At 37.3% G+C, this 17,280-nt stretch carries 20 protein-coding genes; 12 read left to right on the top strand and 8 right to left on the bottom strand.

The features are described 5' to 3' along the window. Positions 1 to 2 precede the first annotated feature (2 nt). The 8 genes from G504_RS0116935 to G504_RS0116900 all read right to left on the bottom strand — a co-directional run bounded on the left by G504_RS0116935 (position 3) and on the right by G504_RS0116900 (position 6,704). Positions 3 to 872, bottom strand: a complete 870-nt coding sequence (locus G504_RS0116935; RefSeq protein ID WP_026348656.1) for a ComEA family DNA-binding protein — start codon at positions 870 to 872, stop codon at positions 3 to 5. 8 nt (positions 873 to 880) lie between these two features. After that, the gene (locus G504_RS0116930; protein ID WP_026348655.1) at positions 881 to 2,491 is read right to left on the bottom strand and encodes an alanine/glycine:cation symporter family protein; all 1,611 of its coding nucleotides are present in this window, start codon (positions 2,489 to 2,491) and stop codon (positions 881 to 883) included. An 87-nt stretch (positions 2,492 to 2,578) separates the two neighbouring features. After that, complete coding sequence (locus tag G504_RS0116925) at positions 2,579 to 3,586, bottom strand: potassium channel family protein (RefSeq protein WP_019671390.1); 1,008 nt, start codon at positions 3,584 to 3,586, stop codon at positions 2,579 to 2,581. A gap of 2 nt (positions 3,587 to 3,588) precedes the next feature. Beyond that, positions 3,589 to 3,816: a PspC domain-containing protein gene (locus G504_RS0116920; protein WP_019671389.1), complete on the bottom strand. Its 228-nt coding sequence runs from the start codon at positions 3,814 to 3,816 to the stop codon at positions 3,589 to 3,591. Between the two features lie 12 nt (positions 3,817 to 3,828). After that, positions 3,829 to 5,109: a DUF2851 family protein gene (locus G504_RS0116915; protein ID WP_019671388.1), complete on the bottom strand. Its 1,281-nt coding sequence runs from the start codon at positions 5,107 to 5,109 to the stop codon at positions 3,829 to 3,831. 58 nt (positions 5,110 to 5,167) lie between these two features. Next, positions 5,168 to 5,476, bottom strand: coding sequence for a rhodanese-like domain-containing protein (locus G504_RS0116910; protein WP_019671387.1), 309 nt, complete (start codon positions 5,474 to 5,476; stop codon positions 5,168 to 5,170). A gap of 61 nt (positions 5,477 to 5,537) precedes the next feature. Further along, entirely contained in the window at positions 5,538 to 6,155 is a 618-nt protein-coding gene (locus tag G504_RS0116905; RefSeq protein WP_019671386.1) for a thioredoxin family protein, read from the bottom strand. 6 nt (positions 6,156 to 6,161) lie between these two features. Continuing rightward, a complete protein-coding gene (locus tag G504_RS0116900; protein ID WP_019671385.1) occupies positions 6,162 to 6,704 on the bottom strand; it encodes a TlpA disulfide reductase family protein in 543 nt (180 codons plus the stop codon). Positions 6,705 to 6,837: 133 nt separating this feature from the next. Between G504_RS0116900 and G504_RS0116895 the strand changes: the two genes are divergently transcribed. The 12 genes from G504_RS0116895 (at position 6,838) to G504_RS0116840 (ending at position 17,270) form a co-directional block, all read left to right on the top strand. Continuing rightward, positions 6,838 to 7,284 carry a MarR family winged helix-turn-helix transcriptional regulator gene (locus tag G504_RS0116895; RefSeq protein WP_019671384.1) on the top strand — a complete coding sequence of 149 codons (447 nt, stop codon included), beginning with the start codon at positions 6,838 to 6,840 and terminating at the stop codon, positions 7,282 to 7,284. Positions 7,285 to 7,292: 8 nt separating this feature from the next. Next, a complete protein-coding gene (locus G504_RS0116890) occupies positions 7,293 to 7,925 on the top strand; it encodes an NAD(P)H-dependent oxidoreductase (protein WP_019671383.1) in 633 nt (210 codons plus the stop codon). Between the two features lie 45 nt (positions 7,926 to 7,970). Further along, on the top strand, positions 7,971 to 8,549 hold the full coding sequence (locus G504_RS0116885; RefSeq protein ID WP_019671382.1) for a YceI family protein: 579 nt from the start codon (positions 7,971 to 7,973) through the stop codon (positions 8,547 to 8,549). 286 nt (positions 8,550 to 8,835) lie between these two features. Beyond that, positions 8,836 to 10,377, top strand: coding sequence for an aryl-sulfate sulfotransferase (locus tag G504_RS0116880; protein WP_019671381.1), 1,542 nt, complete (start codon positions 8,836 to 8,838; stop codon positions 10,375 to 10,377). A gap of 257 nt (positions 10,378 to 10,634) precedes the next feature. Next, the gene (locus G504_RS0116875; RefSeq protein ID WP_019671380.1) at positions 10,635 to 12,032 is read left to right on the top strand and encodes an anthranilate synthase component I family protein; all 1,398 of its coding nucleotides are present in this window, start codon (positions 10,635 to 10,637) and stop codon (positions 12,030 to 12,032) included. Between the two features lie 19 nt (positions 12,033 to 12,051). Beyond that, positions 12,052 to 12,615: an anthranilate synthase component II gene (locus G504_RS0116870; RefSeq protein ID WP_019671379.1), complete on the top strand. Its 564-nt coding sequence runs from the start codon at positions 12,052 to 12,054 to the stop codon at positions 12,613 to 12,615. A gap of 36 nt (positions 12,616 to 12,651) precedes the next feature. After that, the gene (gene trpD / locus G504_RS0116865) at positions 12,652 to 13,644 is read left to right on the top strand and encodes an anthranilate phosphoribosyltransferase (protein ID WP_019671378.1); all 993 of its coding nucleotides are present in this window, start codon (positions 12,652 to 12,654) and stop codon (positions 13,642 to 13,644) included. Continuing rightward, on the top strand, positions 13,644 to 14,429 hold the full coding sequence (trpC, locus tag G504_RS0116860; protein WP_019671377.1) for an indole-3-glycerol phosphate synthase TrpC: 786 nt from the start codon (positions 13,644 to 13,646) through the stop codon (positions 14,427 to 14,429). Before trpD ends, trpC begins: the two co-directional genes overlap by 1 nt. Beyond that, complete coding sequence (locus G504_RS0116855) at positions 14,426 to 15,070, top strand: phosphoribosylanthranilate isomerase (protein WP_019671376.1); 645 nt, start codon at positions 14,426 to 14,428, stop codon at positions 15,068 to 15,070. Before trpC ends, G504_RS0116855 begins: the two co-directional genes overlap by 4 nt. 10 nt (positions 15,071 to 15,080) lie before the next feature. Further along, on the top strand, positions 15,081 to 16,262 hold the full coding sequence (gene trpB / locus G504_RS0116850; protein ID WP_019671375.1) for a tryptophan synthase subunit beta: 1,182 nt from the start codon (positions 15,081 to 15,083) through the stop codon (positions 16,260 to 16,262). Between the two features lie 13 nt (positions 16,263 to 16,275). Beyond that, the gene (trpA, locus tag G504_RS0116845; protein WP_019671374.1) at positions 16,276 to 17,049 is read left to right on the top strand and encodes a tryptophan synthase subunit alpha; all 774 of its coding nucleotides are present in this window, start codon (positions 16,276 to 16,278) and stop codon (positions 17,047 to 17,049) included. Continuing rightward, positions 17,046 to 17,270, top strand: coding sequence for a hypothetical protein (locus G504_RS0116840; RefSeq protein WP_019671373.1), 225 nt, complete (start codon positions 17,046 to 17,048; stop codon positions 17,268 to 17,270). Before trpA ends, G504_RS0116840 begins: the two co-directional genes overlap by 4 nt. Positions 17,271 to 17,280 lie beyond the last annotated feature (10 nt).

The following is a 17,280-nucleotide window of genomic DNA, read 5'->3' as shown; positions in this document are numbered from 1 at the left end:
TTTTAGAGCGACAAATATAATTTAATTCTATCAATCTTTTTTGCCGGGAAATCGTCAATTTTTATTAATTCATCAAAAGATCTTATAATCCCCACACTATCTCTGTAACTAACTATTTGAATTGCAAGGCTTTGATTGATATAAATCAGATTTTCCATCTCTTTTCCGGTAGCCGTGTTTATATTGATCTTTTCAATTTCGGGTGGCTGCTTAACACTAAATTTTTCCAGTATTCTTAAAACAACTTCTTCCTCCAGACCATATACATCATATAGTTGTTCGTTTACCATAAAGCCGCCCAACCTGTTTCTGAACTTTATAATCCTTGCAGATAATTTATCGCCGATTCCATAAATGACCTTAAGTTCCTCTGCTTTAGCCTGGTTTAAGTCTTCTAGGTGAGGATTTGCTGCTACCGACTTTTCCTGACTAATTCTTTTTTTGTTTTCTGATTGATTAGCCCATTCCGGGAATAAAAATAATGGCTCTATACTGCGCAGTAAGGAATCTGAAACAAGGGTAACCCTTTGAAATTCATTTGCGGAAGAAACCCATCTGTTTTCAGATCTGAATAGATGTAGTCTATCTATCTCATCATTAGACATGCCAAGAGCATAACCTTTGTAATCAGACAAAAAGTTTGGATTGAATGGGTATATCTTAGGTGATTCATCTGCTTTACTTTGCGCCTTTATTGAATCCAATAATTTTTGAACTTTGGTGTCCAATACAAAATTAACCTCCGGGGCATAAAAAAATTCATTACTGATCATCGTATAAACCAGTTGTAAACTGAAAATTACAAGCAATAAATAGAAAATCCCACTTCGTTCCTGTTTATTGAACTTAAAGTGGGATTTTAAATTTTTCAAGAATCTTTTTATTTTCTTATGCCTTTTATATCCATTATATATTTGTTGAGTTCTTCTTTTACCCTGGGAAATAAAAACAGTAAGCCTATCATATTCGGAAAAACCAATGCGAGGATCATAGCATCTGAAAATTTAATAACAGCATCTAAAGTAGCTCCGGCACCTATTACAACAAATAATAAAAATAACACCTTGTATACAACATCTGCATATTTACCCCGGCCAAAAAGGAACTTCCAGGATTGAAGGCCGTAATAAGACCACGAAATCATGGTTGAAAATGCAAAGAGTATAATTGCAATTGTCAGGATATATCTGAATCCGGGAATTACTGAATCATAAGCCATTGAAGTTAAATCAACGCCTCCAACATAATTGCCCGTTTCAGTAATTAAAACAGTGCTATTTACAGCATTGCCATATTCGAAGGCACCGGCATCCATATTAAAGAAAATAATTACCAATGCGGTCATGGTGCAAATAACCACAGTATCAATAAACGGCTCTAAAAGAGCAACAACTCCTTCACTGGCCGGATATTTTGTTTTCACTGCTGAATGCGCTATTGCTGCCGAACCTGCGCCTGCTTCATTAGAAAAAGCAGCCCTCTGGAAGCCTACAATAATGACACCCAGAATACCCCCTAAGCCGGCCATTGGAGTAAAGGCACCATTAAATATCATTGCAAATGCTTCACCTATATATTTAATATTGGCAAAAATTATGACCAGAGAAGCCAAAACATAAATTACGGCCATAAAAGGCACAATTTTCTCTGTTACACTGGCAATCTTTTTTATTCCCCCAATGATTACAATACCAACAAGAAATGCAAGGATAACCCCAATAATTACTCCGGTAGCACCCCCTTGCAAATTCAACATTGTTGTAAGTTGTACAGCTGCCTGATTTGACTGAAATGCGTTGCCACCTCCAAAAGAAGCACCTACGCATAGGATGGCAAATACAATCCCCAAAACTTTCCCTAATCCGCTAAATCCCTGTTGTTTTAAACCTCTTGATAAGTAATACATGGGACCTCCATAAACCGTTCCGTCTGCTCCTACATCCCTGTATTTAACTCCTAGCGTGCATTCTACAAATTTTGTAGACATCCCGATTAAACCACAAACAATCATCCAAAATGTGGCTCCGGGCCCTCCAAGCGCAATGGCTACGGCTACTCCGGCAATATTACCCAGACCTACCGTACCTGATACTGCTGTGGCCAAAGCCTGAAAATGACTTACTTCACCTTCTTTGCTTTCGTCCCCGATTGTATCAACAAGGTCGCCATCAACAATATTTAATTCTGCTTTCTCTACGCTGTGATGATCTAATTCATCATACTTACCGCGCACGGTATTTATAGCCAGACCAAATTTTGTGATATTTGGAAATTTAAAATATACCGTAAAAAAGGTGGCACCAATTATCAATAGCATTAGAACTATTGGCAAGTTATATCCGGCTATAGGAATTGATGTAAGAACAAAACCCTCCCACCAAACTGCTACTGGCATAAAAGCATCATTTACTTTTTCGTCTAGGCCTTTATCCTGAGCAAAAGTCAGCATTGGCAGAAATATGGTAAAAATTGAAAGAAGTTTGTACTTCATAATAGTTTTTTTGGTTTTATCTGGACTGTTCGGCCGGCAATATCCTAAAAATTAGTAACACTAAAAAATATAATTATTTATTGAAGTTTAGGTAATATGAAACATTTCATTGAGCTTTTTAATCTGTTCCGGTCTTCCTAAAACAATTACTTTGCTTTTCGGCTCCAGGGGCAAATCGGCTTCAGGGTTGATTATGTAATTACCACCTGGATCTATGTAACCAATGATGGTACAACCTGTTTTCCTCCGCAGATCAAGGTCCCTTAAGGAATTGCATTCCATCTGATCTGCAAAATCTTCAATTGCAACTTCTTCCAGGTTGGTTGTATTTTCTCCCTCGGTAGATAATTTGTCCATAAATGTTATTAAATCTGGTATTACAACCAGGGAGGCCATATGATCACCTCCAATTTTATCTGGCATAATAACCTTGTCGGCCCCTGCTAATTTCAATTTTTTTTGGGATGTTACATGAGAGGCTCTGCTAATGATAAACAATTTTTGATTTAACTGTCTGGCCGATAACACAACAAATAAATTTGCTGCATCATCCGGCAATGTAACTATTAAGTATTGTGCATCCTTTAAACCGGCAGATAATAAAGTTTCATCCTCATTGGCATCGCCCTCAACAAATAAGACATCTTCTTCATACCTGTTTATAATATCTTTGTCGTTTTCAATGACAACAAAAGGTTTTTTGTATGCCTTAAGACGTTCCACTGCTTGCATTCCGTTACGTCCATAACCACAGACAATAACATGATTGGATAAACCTTTAATCATTTTTTTCACCTTTTTTGTTTTAAGTAGCTGTAACTGATTTTTGCTGAATAAATATTCTGTAATCACAGAAATGGCATAAGCAAATATAAAGACACTGGATATTATTAAAAAAATCGTAAATATTTTACCTTCTGCTTGCATCGGCCCAACTTCAGTAAATCCAACAGTGGTAACCGTAATTATAGTCATATAAACGGCATTCAACCAGGATAATCCGGATATAAAATGATATCCGAGGGTACCTGCCAGCAATACTGTTAACATCAGCCCAACTGCAATGTAAATTTTGGAGCGAAAGAGTCTTATCATAGCTAAAGATCAAAAACCGAATGCCTCTTGGTGTAGATCAAATCCTTTATTCTCAGCCAAAATGCTAAAAACAGGTATAATGCGAAACCAAAGCCCAAAGTTACAAAGGTCAGGTAGATAAAAGTGGTTCTTACCACACGTGCCCTGATACCAAGACTCTCTGCAATCCGTCTGCAAACTTCAAAACCTCGTTTTTGAAAATAATATAAAAGGCGATAGAAAATATTCATTTTTTAAAAATACTATTTTCCTTTTAATAAACTATCTCCAACAACACATTCCATACATCTGTTTTTTGTACAATATGAATTGTAAAGCTGCAGCAAAGCCTGACTATTCATAGCGTTGCCACACCTCACTCCAAAATTTTTAAATTTTCTGGTAATCTTATTGTCCTCCCTATTTAGCTTGTGCAGTAATGAAATTATTTTTGCACTTACATCAATGCCCTGCCATTTGGAATAACAAAAAATCAGCGGTAGTATCGTATTAATAAGCAAAAGATTTATAAAACTCTTTGTTAGCTTATTTTCTCTTTTGGGAGACAATTTCCCAAATACATAATGGGTTTTCCAATAGGTGCCGGCCGATATGCTAAAAATTTCATAAAAGTGATCAACTTCTTTTGTCGTAATTATTTTACCAAATAATTGAGGCTGCCTGCCGTATAAATTAGCTAGTTGTGATAAACGGATAGTAGGAAAGTTCACAGGGCGTAATCTAAAAAACGACGGGCATTGAACACTATTCTCTCTAATGTTGTATTTATTCCTTAAAAAAGAATATTCGCTTTGCATTTGAATTAAAAACTTATCCGTAGACGAGGCATTATTCAATAGCCCTGATAATCCAAACAGCAAACTCTCCAACTGAAAAACATTGTGGGTTAACTTACGGACTATATCAAATTCCATGGCCTTGCCAAGGCTTAAAAAAGCATCGCCGTTTAACTTTAGTCCGAAGTTTTTCAATAAGAGTAAGAAAAGTACTTTTTCCCAATTGTTGTTTGTTTCTACCAGCAAGCTGTTTATTTCATTGGATTTTTCTTCCAGCCTCTCAATGTAAAGTCGTTCCAGCCAAATTGAAAATTTAAAATCATTCGTCAGGCTTATCTCCTTCTCACAATTAATAAACTTAGCTTTCCTTGAACCGAAGAGATTATAATAATTGGTAAGAATGGTCAAGGGTATATAATTAATAAGTTCAAGTGCAGGTATTTCTTCCTTGTTTTTCCTGTATACCACGGCATCTGCTTCCCAGACCACATGTAATATAACATTGTCATAGTTGGTATCTGTATGGTGCTGGTGTACATACCAATCCGAAGATTTTACATGAATTTCTACATTTCCAAACCAAAGTTGTCCGTCAATTTCTAATTTTGCGTGAAGAAAATCAGGTCCTGCATCATGATTATGAATTCCAAGCGATATAATTTGAAGTGATTTACGTCTGGAAGTATATAGATTGGATAATGGAATTTTTCCATTTTTCCAGATGTAATGAAGGAGGTCTTCGCGCATGCTCCTAAACTAAAAAAACCCACTGAATGTGGGTTGCAGCATCAAAACTTTAAGATAATCAGATTATATCTCCATTCCATTCCAATATACCCCCCATGAGGTTGTAGGCATTGGGAATGCCAATACTATTCATTATGGCACATGCCTGACGACTTCGCTGACCAGATCTGCAGTATACATAGTAATTTTTAGATTTATCTAATTTCTTCAATTCCTCCAAAAATTCTGGCCCCAGATAGATATTTAGATTGATTGCATCCGGAATTTGACCCTGATCTACTTCTTCCGGGGTTCTTACATCCAAAATAAAAGCGTTGTTGTCTTTCTCCAGTTTCTCAACCCATTCATCCTGTAATAAATCTGCCATTTTTATTTTTAATTTCTTTTTGGGCGAAGGTACAAACTCCTTTAGTTTTCACAAACATTTATCACTTGCGCGATTTTATTGAACAACCAATAGCCCGGGTAGTGGTTAATGGTATTTCCTCTCCGCTTAACATGGCATCTACGGCATTTTCAACATACCTGGTCTTAACCGAAGAGGCATCGGAATAGTTGTCATCAATTGTACCGATATAGCGTACTACATTTCCATTTTTGGTTTTTTCGAGCAAATATACATGGGGCGTTTTAGTTGCGCCATATTGCGGAAATATCTCCTGTTTTTCATCAACTAAATAGGGAAAAGTGAACCCTTTCTCCATTGCTCTTTTTTTCATGTGCTGAACATCATCTGCCGGCTGCAAATCGGGGTCATTGGGATTTATGGCAATTACGGGAACCCCTTTGGTCTTATATTTTTTATCCAGAGCAATAATCCTGTCTTCATAGGCAATTGAATATGGACAGGTATTGCAAGTAAAAATCACCAAATACCCTTTTGCATCTTTGAAATCGGCCAGAGAGACCTTTTTTCCATTAATATCAGGGAGACTGAAATCGGTTGCATAATCCCCTATACCATAACCTTTGTCAATTTCTTTAAGGGTACCGTTGTGACTCAAAAAACTCGCTAATAAAACTAAATTGGCTAATAGATATTTCATACTTACTTAATTTTGGAATTCTTGTAATTCTTTGTTCAGCATATCGTAAGTAAAGGTCTGTTCATAGAACTTCCTTTTATTACGACTATAGATTAATGTCGCCGGAATTGCCCCAGACCAGTCCTTGTCTATTTTTGGAATCCAGCTATTCTGATCCGGGTCATCTAAAACCACGACTTCCGCTTTAAGGTTTTTGTTCTTTATAAAAGGAATTAATTTTGTCTTCCACATAGAAGGCATATCAAGACTAACCAGAATCACCTTCCAGTTGTGGGCCTCCCCTTCCCGGTTGATTTTTTCAAAATAGGGTAATTCCTTGATGCAGGGTGCGCACCAGGTTGCCCAGAAATTTATAATATAAATTTTATCATCCTTTTTATTTAACAGCGGTTCCAATTCATCAAATTTATAGACAGGGATACCCAGGCTATCTGCCGGAGCTAGTTCGGTTTCAACGAATTCTGAATTTGCAGATGTCGCTTTCTCACGCTCTTTGAAATCACATCCCGCTAAAACCAGAATACATAATAAAAGGACTGACCGAATCATTAGGGTTACTGCTTTTCAACTAAAATTAGGCAACATTAGATAAGGCATAATAAATTTAACAAAATTTTATCTGTAATGGTGTGGCAGATGCAAATTGAATTATTACATTTGTATATACAAATATTGTAAGTACATGAATGTTGAGGCTATTATAAAAACCGATAAAAAGATTCCGTTAAGAAGCAGGACTATTATCCACTTAATGCTGATTCATAATAAAGTGTCCGAACATATCTCACACGCGCTAAAACCATATGGAATATCAATTCAACAATTTAATGTTTTGCGCATACTTAGGGGCCAGCAAGGTAAACCAGCCAATCTGTCTACCCTAAACGAGAGAATGGTCAGTAAAATGAGTAATACGACCCGTTTAGTGGATAAACTTTTAAAGAAAGGTTACGCGAACAGAATTGTATGTATCTCTAACCGGCGCAAGGTAGAGATTACTATAACCGATGAAGGACTGGAAGTTTTATCTGACATGGATAGTGCAATGAAAAAGGCTGAAAAAGATTTGTTAGCCAATTTAACCGACTTAGAATTGAAACAATTAAATCACTTATTCAACAAATTTTAATTACACTTATGAACGATTACCTGGAAAGCCTTAACTGGCGATACGCAACAAAAAAATTTAATAGCGAAAAACAAATATCTGATGCAGATTTAAATGCTTTGTTAGAAGCTATTCGTTTGAGTCCTTCTTCCTATGGACTTCAGCCCTATCATGTGTTTATCATCAAGGATAAAGAATTAAGGGAAAAATTAAAAGCGGCCTCATGGGGTCAACCACAAATCACAGACTCGTCTTGTTTAATTGTCTTTGCAAATAATACGAGCTTTGATTCGGACCTCATCGATAATTATTTAGCGAATATCAGCAACACAAGGGACATCGATTTAAATAATTTGCAGGGGTATGGAGATTTTATGAAATCTAAATTACTTGATCTCCCGGACAACATTAAAGAGAACTGGAGTGCAAGACAAACCTATTTGGCCTTAGGAAATTTACTCTCAGCGGCGGCAAACCTAAAGATTGATGCCTGCCCTATGGAAGGTTTTGAAGCCGAAGTATACAATGAACTATTAGGTTTAAATGATAAAGGATTGAATACTTCTGTTGTAGCCGCAATTGGTTATCGAGCTGAAGAAGATGATACCCAACATTACAAAAAAGTCAGACAGTCAAAAGATTTATTATTCACACATATATAGAACCTTAATTTTAAAACAGTAATTAAACAAAGTAAATTTAGAAACATGAAAAAAAATGTATTAAGTCTGGCACTGGCCATAGTATTTGGGGCAACAGCGGTTGCAAACACTTCAATCAATGAAGAAAAGAAAGAAGTAAAAGCCAATGAAAGTAAGGTTACCTGGAAAGCTTATAAAGTAACAGGGTCTCATACCGGAACTGTAAACCTTAAATCCGGTGCACTAATGTTCGATGAAGGCAAACTTACGGGTGGAGAATTCGAAGTAGATATGACATCTTTGATCTCAACGGATCTTGAAGGAGAATACAAAGGAAAATTAGAAGGACATCTTAAGTCTGATGATTTCTTTGGTGTTGAGAATCACCCATCCTCTACATTGGTTTTTACAAATGTTAAGTCCAGTGGAAAAAATTCTTACGAAGTTAAAGGTGATCTTACTATTAAAGGTGTAACAAAGCCGGTTACCTTTGATGTATCTGTTTATGGAAGCAAGGCAACTGCGACTTTAAAAGTAGACCGGGCCCAATACAATGTTAAATATGGCTCAGGTAGTTTCTTTGATGACCTGGGTGATAAAACAATCTATGATGAATTTGATCTTGTAGTAGATTTGGAATTCTAAGAAAGTTTAAACTGATATCAAATCCTGAATATGATCATATTCAGGATTTTTTATTTAATGGCATCCCATACTGCTATTGCCTGACTTGAAATATTTTCTTCAGGACTGGCCTATCCTATTTATCGCCTGTTTCATCTGCAGGGTATTGTCATTGATTGTATCCTTCCATGTAAGCTATCAGTATAAATGCTTTTATTCCGTCTGATTCTCCCTGCGAGAAATTTTTATCTATATATAAAATCAGTGAAATTAGTCCTAAACCTTTATTTTTGAATAAAAATAAAAAATGACATTTAAGGCATCCTCTAGCTTAGCTGGTACGTTAGTTTTTTTTCTGCTTATTTTAAGTAGTTGTGGCTCCGAATTGGAATATTCCATAAAATCAACCATAAACCCTTACAAGATATCGCCATTAACCGCTCTTTTGGAAATTGAAACAGAAAAACCCTGTAATGTTACCATTAAGGTGCTGGGTGAGATTCCTGTAGAACAAACTTTCAATCATAACGCCACCAAGCTGGAGATTCCGGTAGTTGGTTTATACCCAAATACTTTAAATAATGTGGTAGTTACGCTGGCATACGAAGAGGGGCGGGTGATAGATACCATTCAATTGAAAACAGAAAATACTCCAAGTCATTTTCCAGATATTACCATAAACAAGCTAAACAGGGATGAAATGGAACAGGGCATGCACGCCTGTGACCTTCATTTTGCAAACAATGGCAAATTCAATTCCGGTCCTATTATTTTTGATGACCAGGGCCAGGTCAGATGGTATCTTGATCTGAGTTTTGCCGGTAAAATGGTTAGCCCGTTTCATAGACTTAAGGACGGAACAATAATAATGGTTAGCAGGCATACTATTTATGAATTTGACATGTTGGGCAAACCTTTAAAAGAAACTAATATAAATGCAAATTATGGCATGCACCATGATGTGGTTGTGTTGCCCGACGGAAATTTATTAGCATGTGTTGGAATTAGAGGACAATTTATAAGCCTGGATGGCAAAAAGGTTAAATCTGATAGTGATTATATCGTTGCAATTGACCGTAAAAGTTCCAAAATTTTGCGGGTATGGGATTTAGCCAAAAATTTAGATGTGAGCAGAAATGATCTTAATTTTTTTAAACCGGGAGATTGGTTACACATGAATGGGTTAGCTTTTAACCCAAGTGATAATTCAATTATTGTATCCGGGAAAAACCAGGGATTAATAAAAATATCATGGAATGACAGTCTGGAATGGATACTGGCACCACATAAAGGTTGGGGGAAATCTGGCCGTGACGGAGTCGGTTTCGAAACCAAACCATATTTACTAACCGCTGTTGATGCCGAAGGGAAACCATACCGGAGAGGCGTTCAGGAGGGTAATGAAAGTGCTGATGATTTTGACTTTCCATGGGGATTGCATGCACCAATGCTATTACCCAATGGCAATGTTATGGTATTTGACAACGGCATCCTGAGGCATTTTGAAGATAACGTCCACTATTCCCGTGCGGTTGAATATAAGATAAATGAAAAGGATAAAACGGTAGAACAAGTATGGCAATATGGTAAGGAAAGAGGGGAGGAATTTTTCTCTACTATTGTTAGTGACGTAGACTATCTGTACAATTCAAATAATGTTCTGGTAACTGCAGGTTATCTGAAAAAAGGAACAAAATTATCCGCTAAAATCGTTGAAGTAGACTATAAGACCGGGAAAGAGGTTTTTGAAGCTACACTGGATTTGAAAAGTGAAAATGGCAACAATACTGCTTCCTGGGGTCAAACAGATATTTTATACAGATCAGAACGCATGGAACTTAAATATTGAGAATTCCTATTACTAAAGGCACTTAAGGGAATCTTTAAATTTGATTCTATATTTCCCTGAAATTGATTTGTAATTATAAAATTCCTTTCTATATTTGACTCAATGAACTTTGGAATAGTAAATACATGGTGGTGGAATATCTTACGTTTAATGTCGTGAGCTAAGCACCATTGTAGTATTACTATACGAAAAGGCTTGTCAATCACGACAAGCCTTTTTGATTTTTCAGTATTAGTAAATTTTAATTTTTTCAGAATATGGCATATGAACTCAAAACATATTACAAAAAGATTCTCGCGGATACCATAACCCCGGTTAGCGTATATCTTAAAATTCGTGATAAGTTTCCTAATAGTATCCTTTTGGAAAGCAGTGATTACAGGGCAAACGACAATACATTCTCCTATATCTGTTGCAATCCAATGGCTTCTATTAAAATAAAGGATGAAAAAATTACGCAGCTGTTCCCTGATAAATCCGTCAGGGAAATAGCCATAAACGATAAGACGGATGTAGTGGATATAATACATGAATTCAGTCAAAAGTTCAAAACAGAAACCAATGGCTTCAAGTTTATAAACAATGGGTTATTTGGATACATGTCCTATGATGCTGTGAGATACTTTGAAGATATCTCAATTTCAAAAAAAGACGGGGCCCTGGACATTCCTGATATTTATTATGCTGTTTACCAAAACATAATTGCTATTAATCATTTTAAGAATGAGGCCTACATATTTGCCCATTGCTATGACACGGACAATAATATTTCTGAAATTGAACAACTGCTTAGTATAAGAAATTTTGCATCCTACAATTTTAGAAAGGAGGGTTCGGCTTCATCCAACTTAAATGATGAAGATTATAAAGAACATGTGGCACTGGCCAAAAAACATTGTAAAAGGGGCGATGTTTTTCAATTGGTCCTTTCGAGAAGGTTTTCACAAGGGTTTAAAGGAGATGAATTTAATGTTTACCGGGCACTGCGTTCTATTAACCCATCTCCATATCTGTTTTATTTTGACTATGGTGATTTTAAAATCTTTGGCAGCTCCCCGGAAGCTCAATTAATAGTTAAAGATGGAAAGGCAGAAATACATCCAATTGCCGGTACTTTTAAAAGAACAGGTAATGATGAAGAAGATGCTCTACTGGCCAAAAAACTGACGGAAGATGAAAAGGAAAATAGCGAACACGTTATGCTGGTAGACCTTGCTCGTAATGATCTGAGCAGACATGGGAATATGGTAAGTGTTGAAAATTACAGGGAGGTACAATTCTTTTCACATGTTATTCATCTCGTTTCAAAAGTTACCGGGCAAAAGAAAAAAGAAACTCCTACTATGAAAGTGGTGGCAGACACATTCCCTGCAGGCACCCTCAGTGGTGCTCCCAAACATATGGCAATGCAACTCATAGAAAAGTATGAGACCACCAATAGGGATTATTATGGTGGTGCGATCGGCTTTATGGATTTTAACGGGGATTTTAATCACGCTATTATGATCCGGACCTTCTTAAGTAAGAATCACCAACTTCACTTTCAGGCAGGAGCAGGATTGGTAGCTGCCTCCGAGCCGGAAAAGGAGCTACAGGAAACATATAATAAATTGGGAGCTCTTAACAAAGCTTTGGATATTGCAGAAACTATCTGAGAAGGATAATAAGTAAGACATGAACAGAATATTGGTAATAGATAACTACGATAGCTTTACATATAACCTGGTGCATTATCTGGAAGATTTGGGTTGTGAAGTGGTTGTTAAGCGCAATGACCAGCTAAAGTTGGAGGAAGTAGACGAATTTGAGAAAATAGTACTTTCCCCAGGTCCGGGAATCCCTGATGAAGCTGGGCTTCTTAAAGAAATTATTGCAAAATATGCCCCAACAAAAAGCATATTCGGAGTTTGTCTTGGACAACAGGCAATTGGTGAAGTTTATGGTGGTAAATTGATAAATTTAGACGAAGTATATCATGGGGTGGCTACAAAAATCAACCTTGAAAATAAAGAACCTTTATTTGAAGGGCTGCCCGGAGAAATTGTAGTAGGCAGATATCATTCCTGGGTTGTTGATCCGGAACTGCCTGATGTCCTTGAGGCCACTTCATTCGATGAGAATGGACAATTGATGTCTTTGAGGCATAAAACTTATAATGTTTGTGCTGTTCAATTTCATCCGGAATCGGTACTAACCCCGGACGGTAAGCAAATTCTTAAAAATTGGCTGAAAAACTAATTAAACCATCTGTGATTCACTGTAAATTTAACTCAAATGAAAGCGATTCTAAATAAATTAATCAATCATGACATTCTCTCAAAAGAGGATGCCAGGCAGGTATTGGTAAATATCGCAAAAGGCACTTATAACAACAGTCAGATTGCGGCATTTCTAACGGTGTACATGATGCGGAGCATTACCATTGAAGAATTAGAAGGGTTCAGGGACGCACTCTTAGAGTTATGTCTTGCCATAGATTTATCTGAATACAATCCTATTGATTTATGTGGCACAGGAGGTGATGGCAAGGATACATTTAATATTTCTACTCTGGCTTCCTTTGTTACCGCAGGAGCCGGCATTAAAGTCACCAAACATGGCAATTACGGAGTATCTTCTACCTGTGGGAGCAGTAATGTTATGGAATTTTTAGGTGTAAAATTCAGTAATGATCCGGATTTTCTAAGAAAATCAATAGACGAAGCGGGGATTTGCGTATTACACGCCCCATTGTTTCATCCTGCCATGAAAAATGTGGCCCCTATACGCCGGGAGCTCGCAGTGAAGACTTTTTTCAACATGCTCGGGCCCATGGTGAATCCTGCTTTTCCTAAAAATCAAATAGTTGGTGTTTTTAATTTGGAATTAGCACGAATGTATGGATACCTGTATCAGAATACGGATAAAAAATATACAGTGCTCCACGCCCTTGACGGCTACGATGAGATTTCATTGACAGGCAGCACTAAAACTATTTCAAATAATACTGAGGCTATTCTAAATCCTTCAGATTTCGGAGTAGAAATTGTTGAGCAAAGTGAAATCGCAGGAGGTGAAAGTATTGACCAGTCTGCGCAGATATTTATGGATATTTTGCAGGGCAAGGGTACAGAAGCACAAAACAATGTGGTCTGTGCAAATGCCGGAGTAGCTATTGCCACAGTTTTAGATATAAGTCCGAAACAAGGTTTTGAAAAAGCAAAAGAATCTCTCCTAAACAAAAATGGCCTGAAAGCCTTAAGAAAACTTCAGCAATTAAGCACCTGATGGATATATTAGAAAAAATAATTACTGATAAAAAAAGAGAATTACAACTTAAAAAAACTGTAATTCCCCTTATGCAATTAGAGAATTCTTACCTCTTCCAGCGGAAACCATTATCCCTGTCTAAGCGATTGCGGAATAGTGAATCCGGGATTATTGCCGAGCACAAAAGGAGGTCTCCTTCTAAATCTGTGATCAATCAAAATTCGAGTGTTCAGGATATTGCTATAGGATACATGAATGCAGGTGCTTGCGGCATGTCTGTATTAACAGATGCGAAGTATTTTGGTGGCTCCCTTGATGATTTGCTATTGGCCAGGGCAGCCGTTGATTTTCCGCTGTTGCGAAAGGAATTTATTGTAGACGAATACCAGGTCATAGAAGCACGTGCCTATGGAGCTGATACTATTTTACTTATCGGCGCTATTTTGACCAGAAAACAAATAAAGCTTTTGTCAGAATTAGCAAAAAGCCTGGGTATGGATGTTTTACTGGAAGTGCATAATGAAGAGGAATTAGTTAATTCATTGATGCCAAGTTTGGATATGTTAGGAGTAAATAATCGCAACCTAAAAACCTTTGAAGTAAGCTTAGAAACCAGTGTTTCGCTATCGCAACATATCCCTCAGGAATTTGTAAAGGTATCAGAAAGTGGTATCAGCTCTGTTTCTGCGATTAAAATGCTGAGAGAACTGGGGTACCAGGGTTTCCTGGTTGGTGAAAACTTTATGAAAACAGAGAACCCGGGTGAGAGTGCCAGGGAATTTATAAACCAAATGGCGAGATGAAATTGAAGATCTGTGGAATGAACCACAATATAGCGGAGGTTGCAAAATTACAGCCCGATCTCCTTGGGTTTATATTTTGGGAGCCTTCCAAACGCTTTTTTGACGGAACTATTCCCGAATTACCTGAAACAATTTGTAAAGTTGGGGTATTTGTTGATGCGAATACCAATATAATTTCGGATCGCACCAGAGAATTTGCATTAAATGCGATACAATTGCATGGGAATGAATCTCCAGAATTCTGTGCAAATCTAAAAGTGCAATTTGAAAAACAAAATAGAAGGATTGATATCATCAAGGTATTTAGCATAAAGGACAGCTTTGATTTTTCACAACTTGATGCATACGAGCAGTCGGCTGATTTCTTTTTGTTTGATACAAAGGGTAAATTACCCGGTGGCAATGGATATCAGTTTAATTGGGAAGTCCTAAAGGGATATCCATCAAAAAAGCCGTATTTCCTTAGTGGTGGAATAGGACCTGAGGAACTCGATAGTGTTTTGGAATTTCTTCAAAAAGAAGAATCTAAATTTTGCTACGCTATTGATGTCAACAGCAAATTTGAAAAATCTCCTGGCCTTAAGGATATAGATAAATTAAAGGAATTCAAGAATCGTTTGTTAGAAACCAACTCATCATAAATATTGAAATATGACTTATCATGCAAATGAAAAAGGCTATTACGGACAGTTTGGGGGAGCATTTATCCCTGAAATGCTTTACCCCAACACTGAAGAGCTTCGACAAAACTATATTCGGATTATGGAAGAACCATCTTTCATTAAAGAATTCAAGGCATTATTAAAAGACTATGTAGGAAGGCCAACCCCGCTCTATTTTGCCAATCGCCTTTCAGATAAATATAAAACAAAGATTTACCTGAAAAGGGAAGACTTATGTCATACAGGTGCCCATAAGGTCAATAATACCATAGGACAAATATTAATGGCTAAAAGACTCGGCAAAACAAGAATTATTGCAGAAACCGGCGCCGGGCAGCACGGGGTAGCTACCGCTACGGTTTGTGCACTTATGGGTATTGAGTGTGTAGTTTACATGGGCGAAATAGATATTGCACGTCAGGCACCAAATGTTGCCAGAATGAAAATGTTGGGTGCCGAAGTAAGGTCTGCCTTATCAGGCAGCAGGACGCTTAAGGATGCGACAAATGAAGCTATACGCGACTGGATTAATAATCCTGTAAATACCCATTATATTATAGGTTCCGTTGTTGGTCCTCACCCCTACCCGGATATGGTTGCCAGATTTCAATCTGTAATATCAGAGGAAATACAGTCGCAGTTAATGGAAAAAGAAGGTACACCCAACCCTGATTATGTTGTGGCTTGCGTGGGTGGCGGAAGTAACGCTGCAGGCGCTTATTATCATTATCTGGATAATAATGATGTTGGTATTATTGCCGTGGAGGCGGCCGGCAAAGGAGTTCATTCCGGAGAAAGTGCGGCAACTTCTGCCCTGGGTAAAGTAGGAATTATTCACGGAAGCAAAACCCTGCTCATGCAAACTCAAGATGGTCAGATAACCGAACCATATTCTATTTCTGCGGGATTGGATTATCCTGGCGTCGGCCCTATGCATGCACATCTTTACACCTCCGGGCGAGGTGAATTTATTTCAGTTACCGATGACGAAGCCATGGAGGCAGGATTAGTCGTTTCCCAGTTAGAGGGTATTATACCGGCCATAGAGACATCTCATGCCTTCGCCATTTTTAATCACAGAAAATTTAAAAAAGACGATATTGTCGTCATAAACCTCTCAGGAAGAGGTGATAAAGATTTGCAGACTTATATAGATTATTTCAAATTATAATGGTTCCCATAAAATGAAAAACAGAATACAAAAAAAGCTGGAAGAAGACAAAAAACTGCTTTCCATTTACTTCTCTGCCGGTTATCCCAACCTAAATGACACGGTACCTATTATTGAGGATTTGGAAAAAAGCGGTGTGGATATGATTGAAATAGGCTTACCATTCAGTGATCCTTTGGCAGATGGGCCCACCATTCAGAAAAGTTCCACAATAGCTTTAAAAAATGGCATGGGAACAGATTTGCTTTTTGATCAATTAAAGGAAATAAGAAAAACAGTTTCAATACCGCTTGTCATAATGGGGTATTTTAATCCTGTCTTGCAGTATGGTGTGGAGAATTTTTGTAAAAAATGTAAGGAGACAGGTATAGATGGACTTATCCTGCCCGATTTACCGCTGGATGTTTATCAGGAGGATTATGAGCCTATTTTTAAAAAATACGGATTGATAAATATATTCCTGATAACCCCCCAGACGAGTGATTCACGGATTAGACAAATTGACAGAGCCTCCGATGGATTCATTTATATGGTAAGTTCAGCAAGTACTACAGGAGCTAAACAAGGATTTGGAGAAGAGCAGGATGCTTACTTCAGGAGGATTGCCGGAATGAATCTTAAAAACCCGCAAATAGTAGGTTTTGGCATAAGTAATGCATCGACTTTCGAACAGGCTACAAAGACGGCTAAAGGAGCTATCATAGGCTCAGCTTTTATAAAGATGTTATCACAAAACGGCACAGAGGGAATCCCGGATTTTATAAAAACAATTAAACCATTATCATGAGTATAATTAACAATTGGAAAATTGTAATCTTATTGTGTTTAACCCTGGGGTTGGCTCCATTTTTCCCGGAACCTCATATTTGGGGTAAACTAAAATGGGTTTTAGGAGGAGGCATTGGCATGAAACCCATAGATTGGTTTGATCTTGTTTTACATGGATTTCCATTTTTGCTTTTGTTTCGCTTATTTATTTTAAAGCTTAAGCATTTGCGCAACGCATAGAAATTGCTAT

Origin of the sequence: Eudoraea adriatica DSM 19308 (genome assembly GCF_000382125.1) — a bacterium.
In the GTDB taxonomy this organism is placed as follows: Bacteria; Bacteroidota; Bacteroidia; order Flavobacteriales; family Flavobacteriaceae; genus Eudoraea; species Eudoraea adriatica.
This window is presented reverse-complemented; position numbering and strand designations above follow the sequence as displayed.

Excerpts from the sequence above, each read along its gene's own strand:
- G504_RS0116930 (WP_026348655.1), bottom strand. The coding sequence starts at position 2,491 with ATGAAGTACAAACTTCTTTCAATTTTTACCATATTTCTGCCAATGCTG.
- G504_RS0116925 (WP_019671390.1), bottom strand. The coding sequence starts at position 3,586 with ATGATAAGACTCTTTCGCTCCAAAATTTACATTGCAGTTGGGCTGATG.
- G504_RS0116920 (WP_019671389.1), bottom strand. The coding sequence starts at position 3,816 with ATGAATATTTTCTATCGCCTTTTATATTATTTTCAAAAACGAGGTTTT.
- G504_RS0116915 (WP_019671388.1), bottom strand. The coding sequence starts at position 5,109 with ATGCGCGAAGACCTCCTTCATTACATCTGGAAAAATGGAAAAATTCCA.
- G504_RS0116910 (WP_019671387.1), bottom strand. The coding sequence starts at position 5,476 with ATGGCAGATTTATTACAGGATGAATGGGTTGAGAAACTGGAGAAAGAC.
- G504_RS0116905 (WP_019671386.1), bottom strand. The coding sequence starts at position 6,155 with ATGAAATATCTATTAGCCAATTTAGTTTTATTAGCGAGTTTTTTGAGT.
- G504_RS0116900 (WP_019671385.1), bottom strand. The coding sequence starts at position 6,704 with ATGATTCGGTCAGTCCTTTTATTATGTATTCTGGTTTTAGCGGGATGT.
- G504_RS0116895 (WP_019671384.1), top strand. The coding sequence starts at position 6,838 with ATGAATGTTGAGGCTATTATAAAAACCGATAAAAAGATTCCGTTAAGA.
- G504_RS0116890 (WP_019671383.1), top strand. The coding sequence starts at position 7,293 with ATGAACGATTACCTGGAAAGCCTTAACTGGCGATACGCAACAAAAAAA.
- G504_RS0116885 (WP_019671382.1), top strand. The coding sequence starts at position 7,971 with ATGAAAAAAAATGTATTAAGTCTGGCACTGGCCATAGTATTTGGGGCA.
- G504_RS0116880 (WP_019671381.1), top strand. The coding sequence starts at position 8,836 with ATGACATTTAAGGCATCCTCTAGCTTAGCTGGTACGTTAGTTTTTTTT.
- G504_RS0116875 (WP_019671380.1), top strand. The coding sequence starts at position 10,635 with ATGGCATATGAACTCAAAACATATTACAAAAAGATTCTCGCGGATACC.
- G504_RS0116870 (WP_019671379.1), top strand. The coding sequence starts at position 12,052 with ATGAACAGAATATTGGTAATAGATAACTACGATAGCTTTACATATAAC.
- trpD (WP_019671378.1), top strand. The coding sequence starts at position 12,652 with ATGAAAGCGATTCTAAATAAATTAATCAATCATGACATTCTCTCAAAA.
- trpC (WP_019671377.1), top strand. The coding sequence starts at position 13,644 with ATGGATATATTAGAAAAAATAATTACTGATAAAAAAAGAGAATTACAA.
- G504_RS0116855 (WP_019671376.1), top strand. The coding sequence starts at position 14,426 with ATGAAATTGAAGATCTGTGGAATGAACCACAATATAGCGGAGGTTGCA.
- trpB (WP_019671375.1), top strand. The coding sequence starts at position 15,081 with ATGACTTATCATGCAAATGAAAAAGGCTATTACGGACAGTTTGGGGGA.
- trpA (WP_019671374.1), top strand. The coding sequence starts at position 16,276 with ATGAAAAACAGAATACAAAAAAAGCTGGAAGAAGACAAAAAACTGCTT.
- G504_RS0116840 (WP_019671373.1), top strand. The coding sequence starts at position 17,046 with ATGAGTATAATTAACAATTGGAAAATTGTAATCTTATTGTGTTTAACC.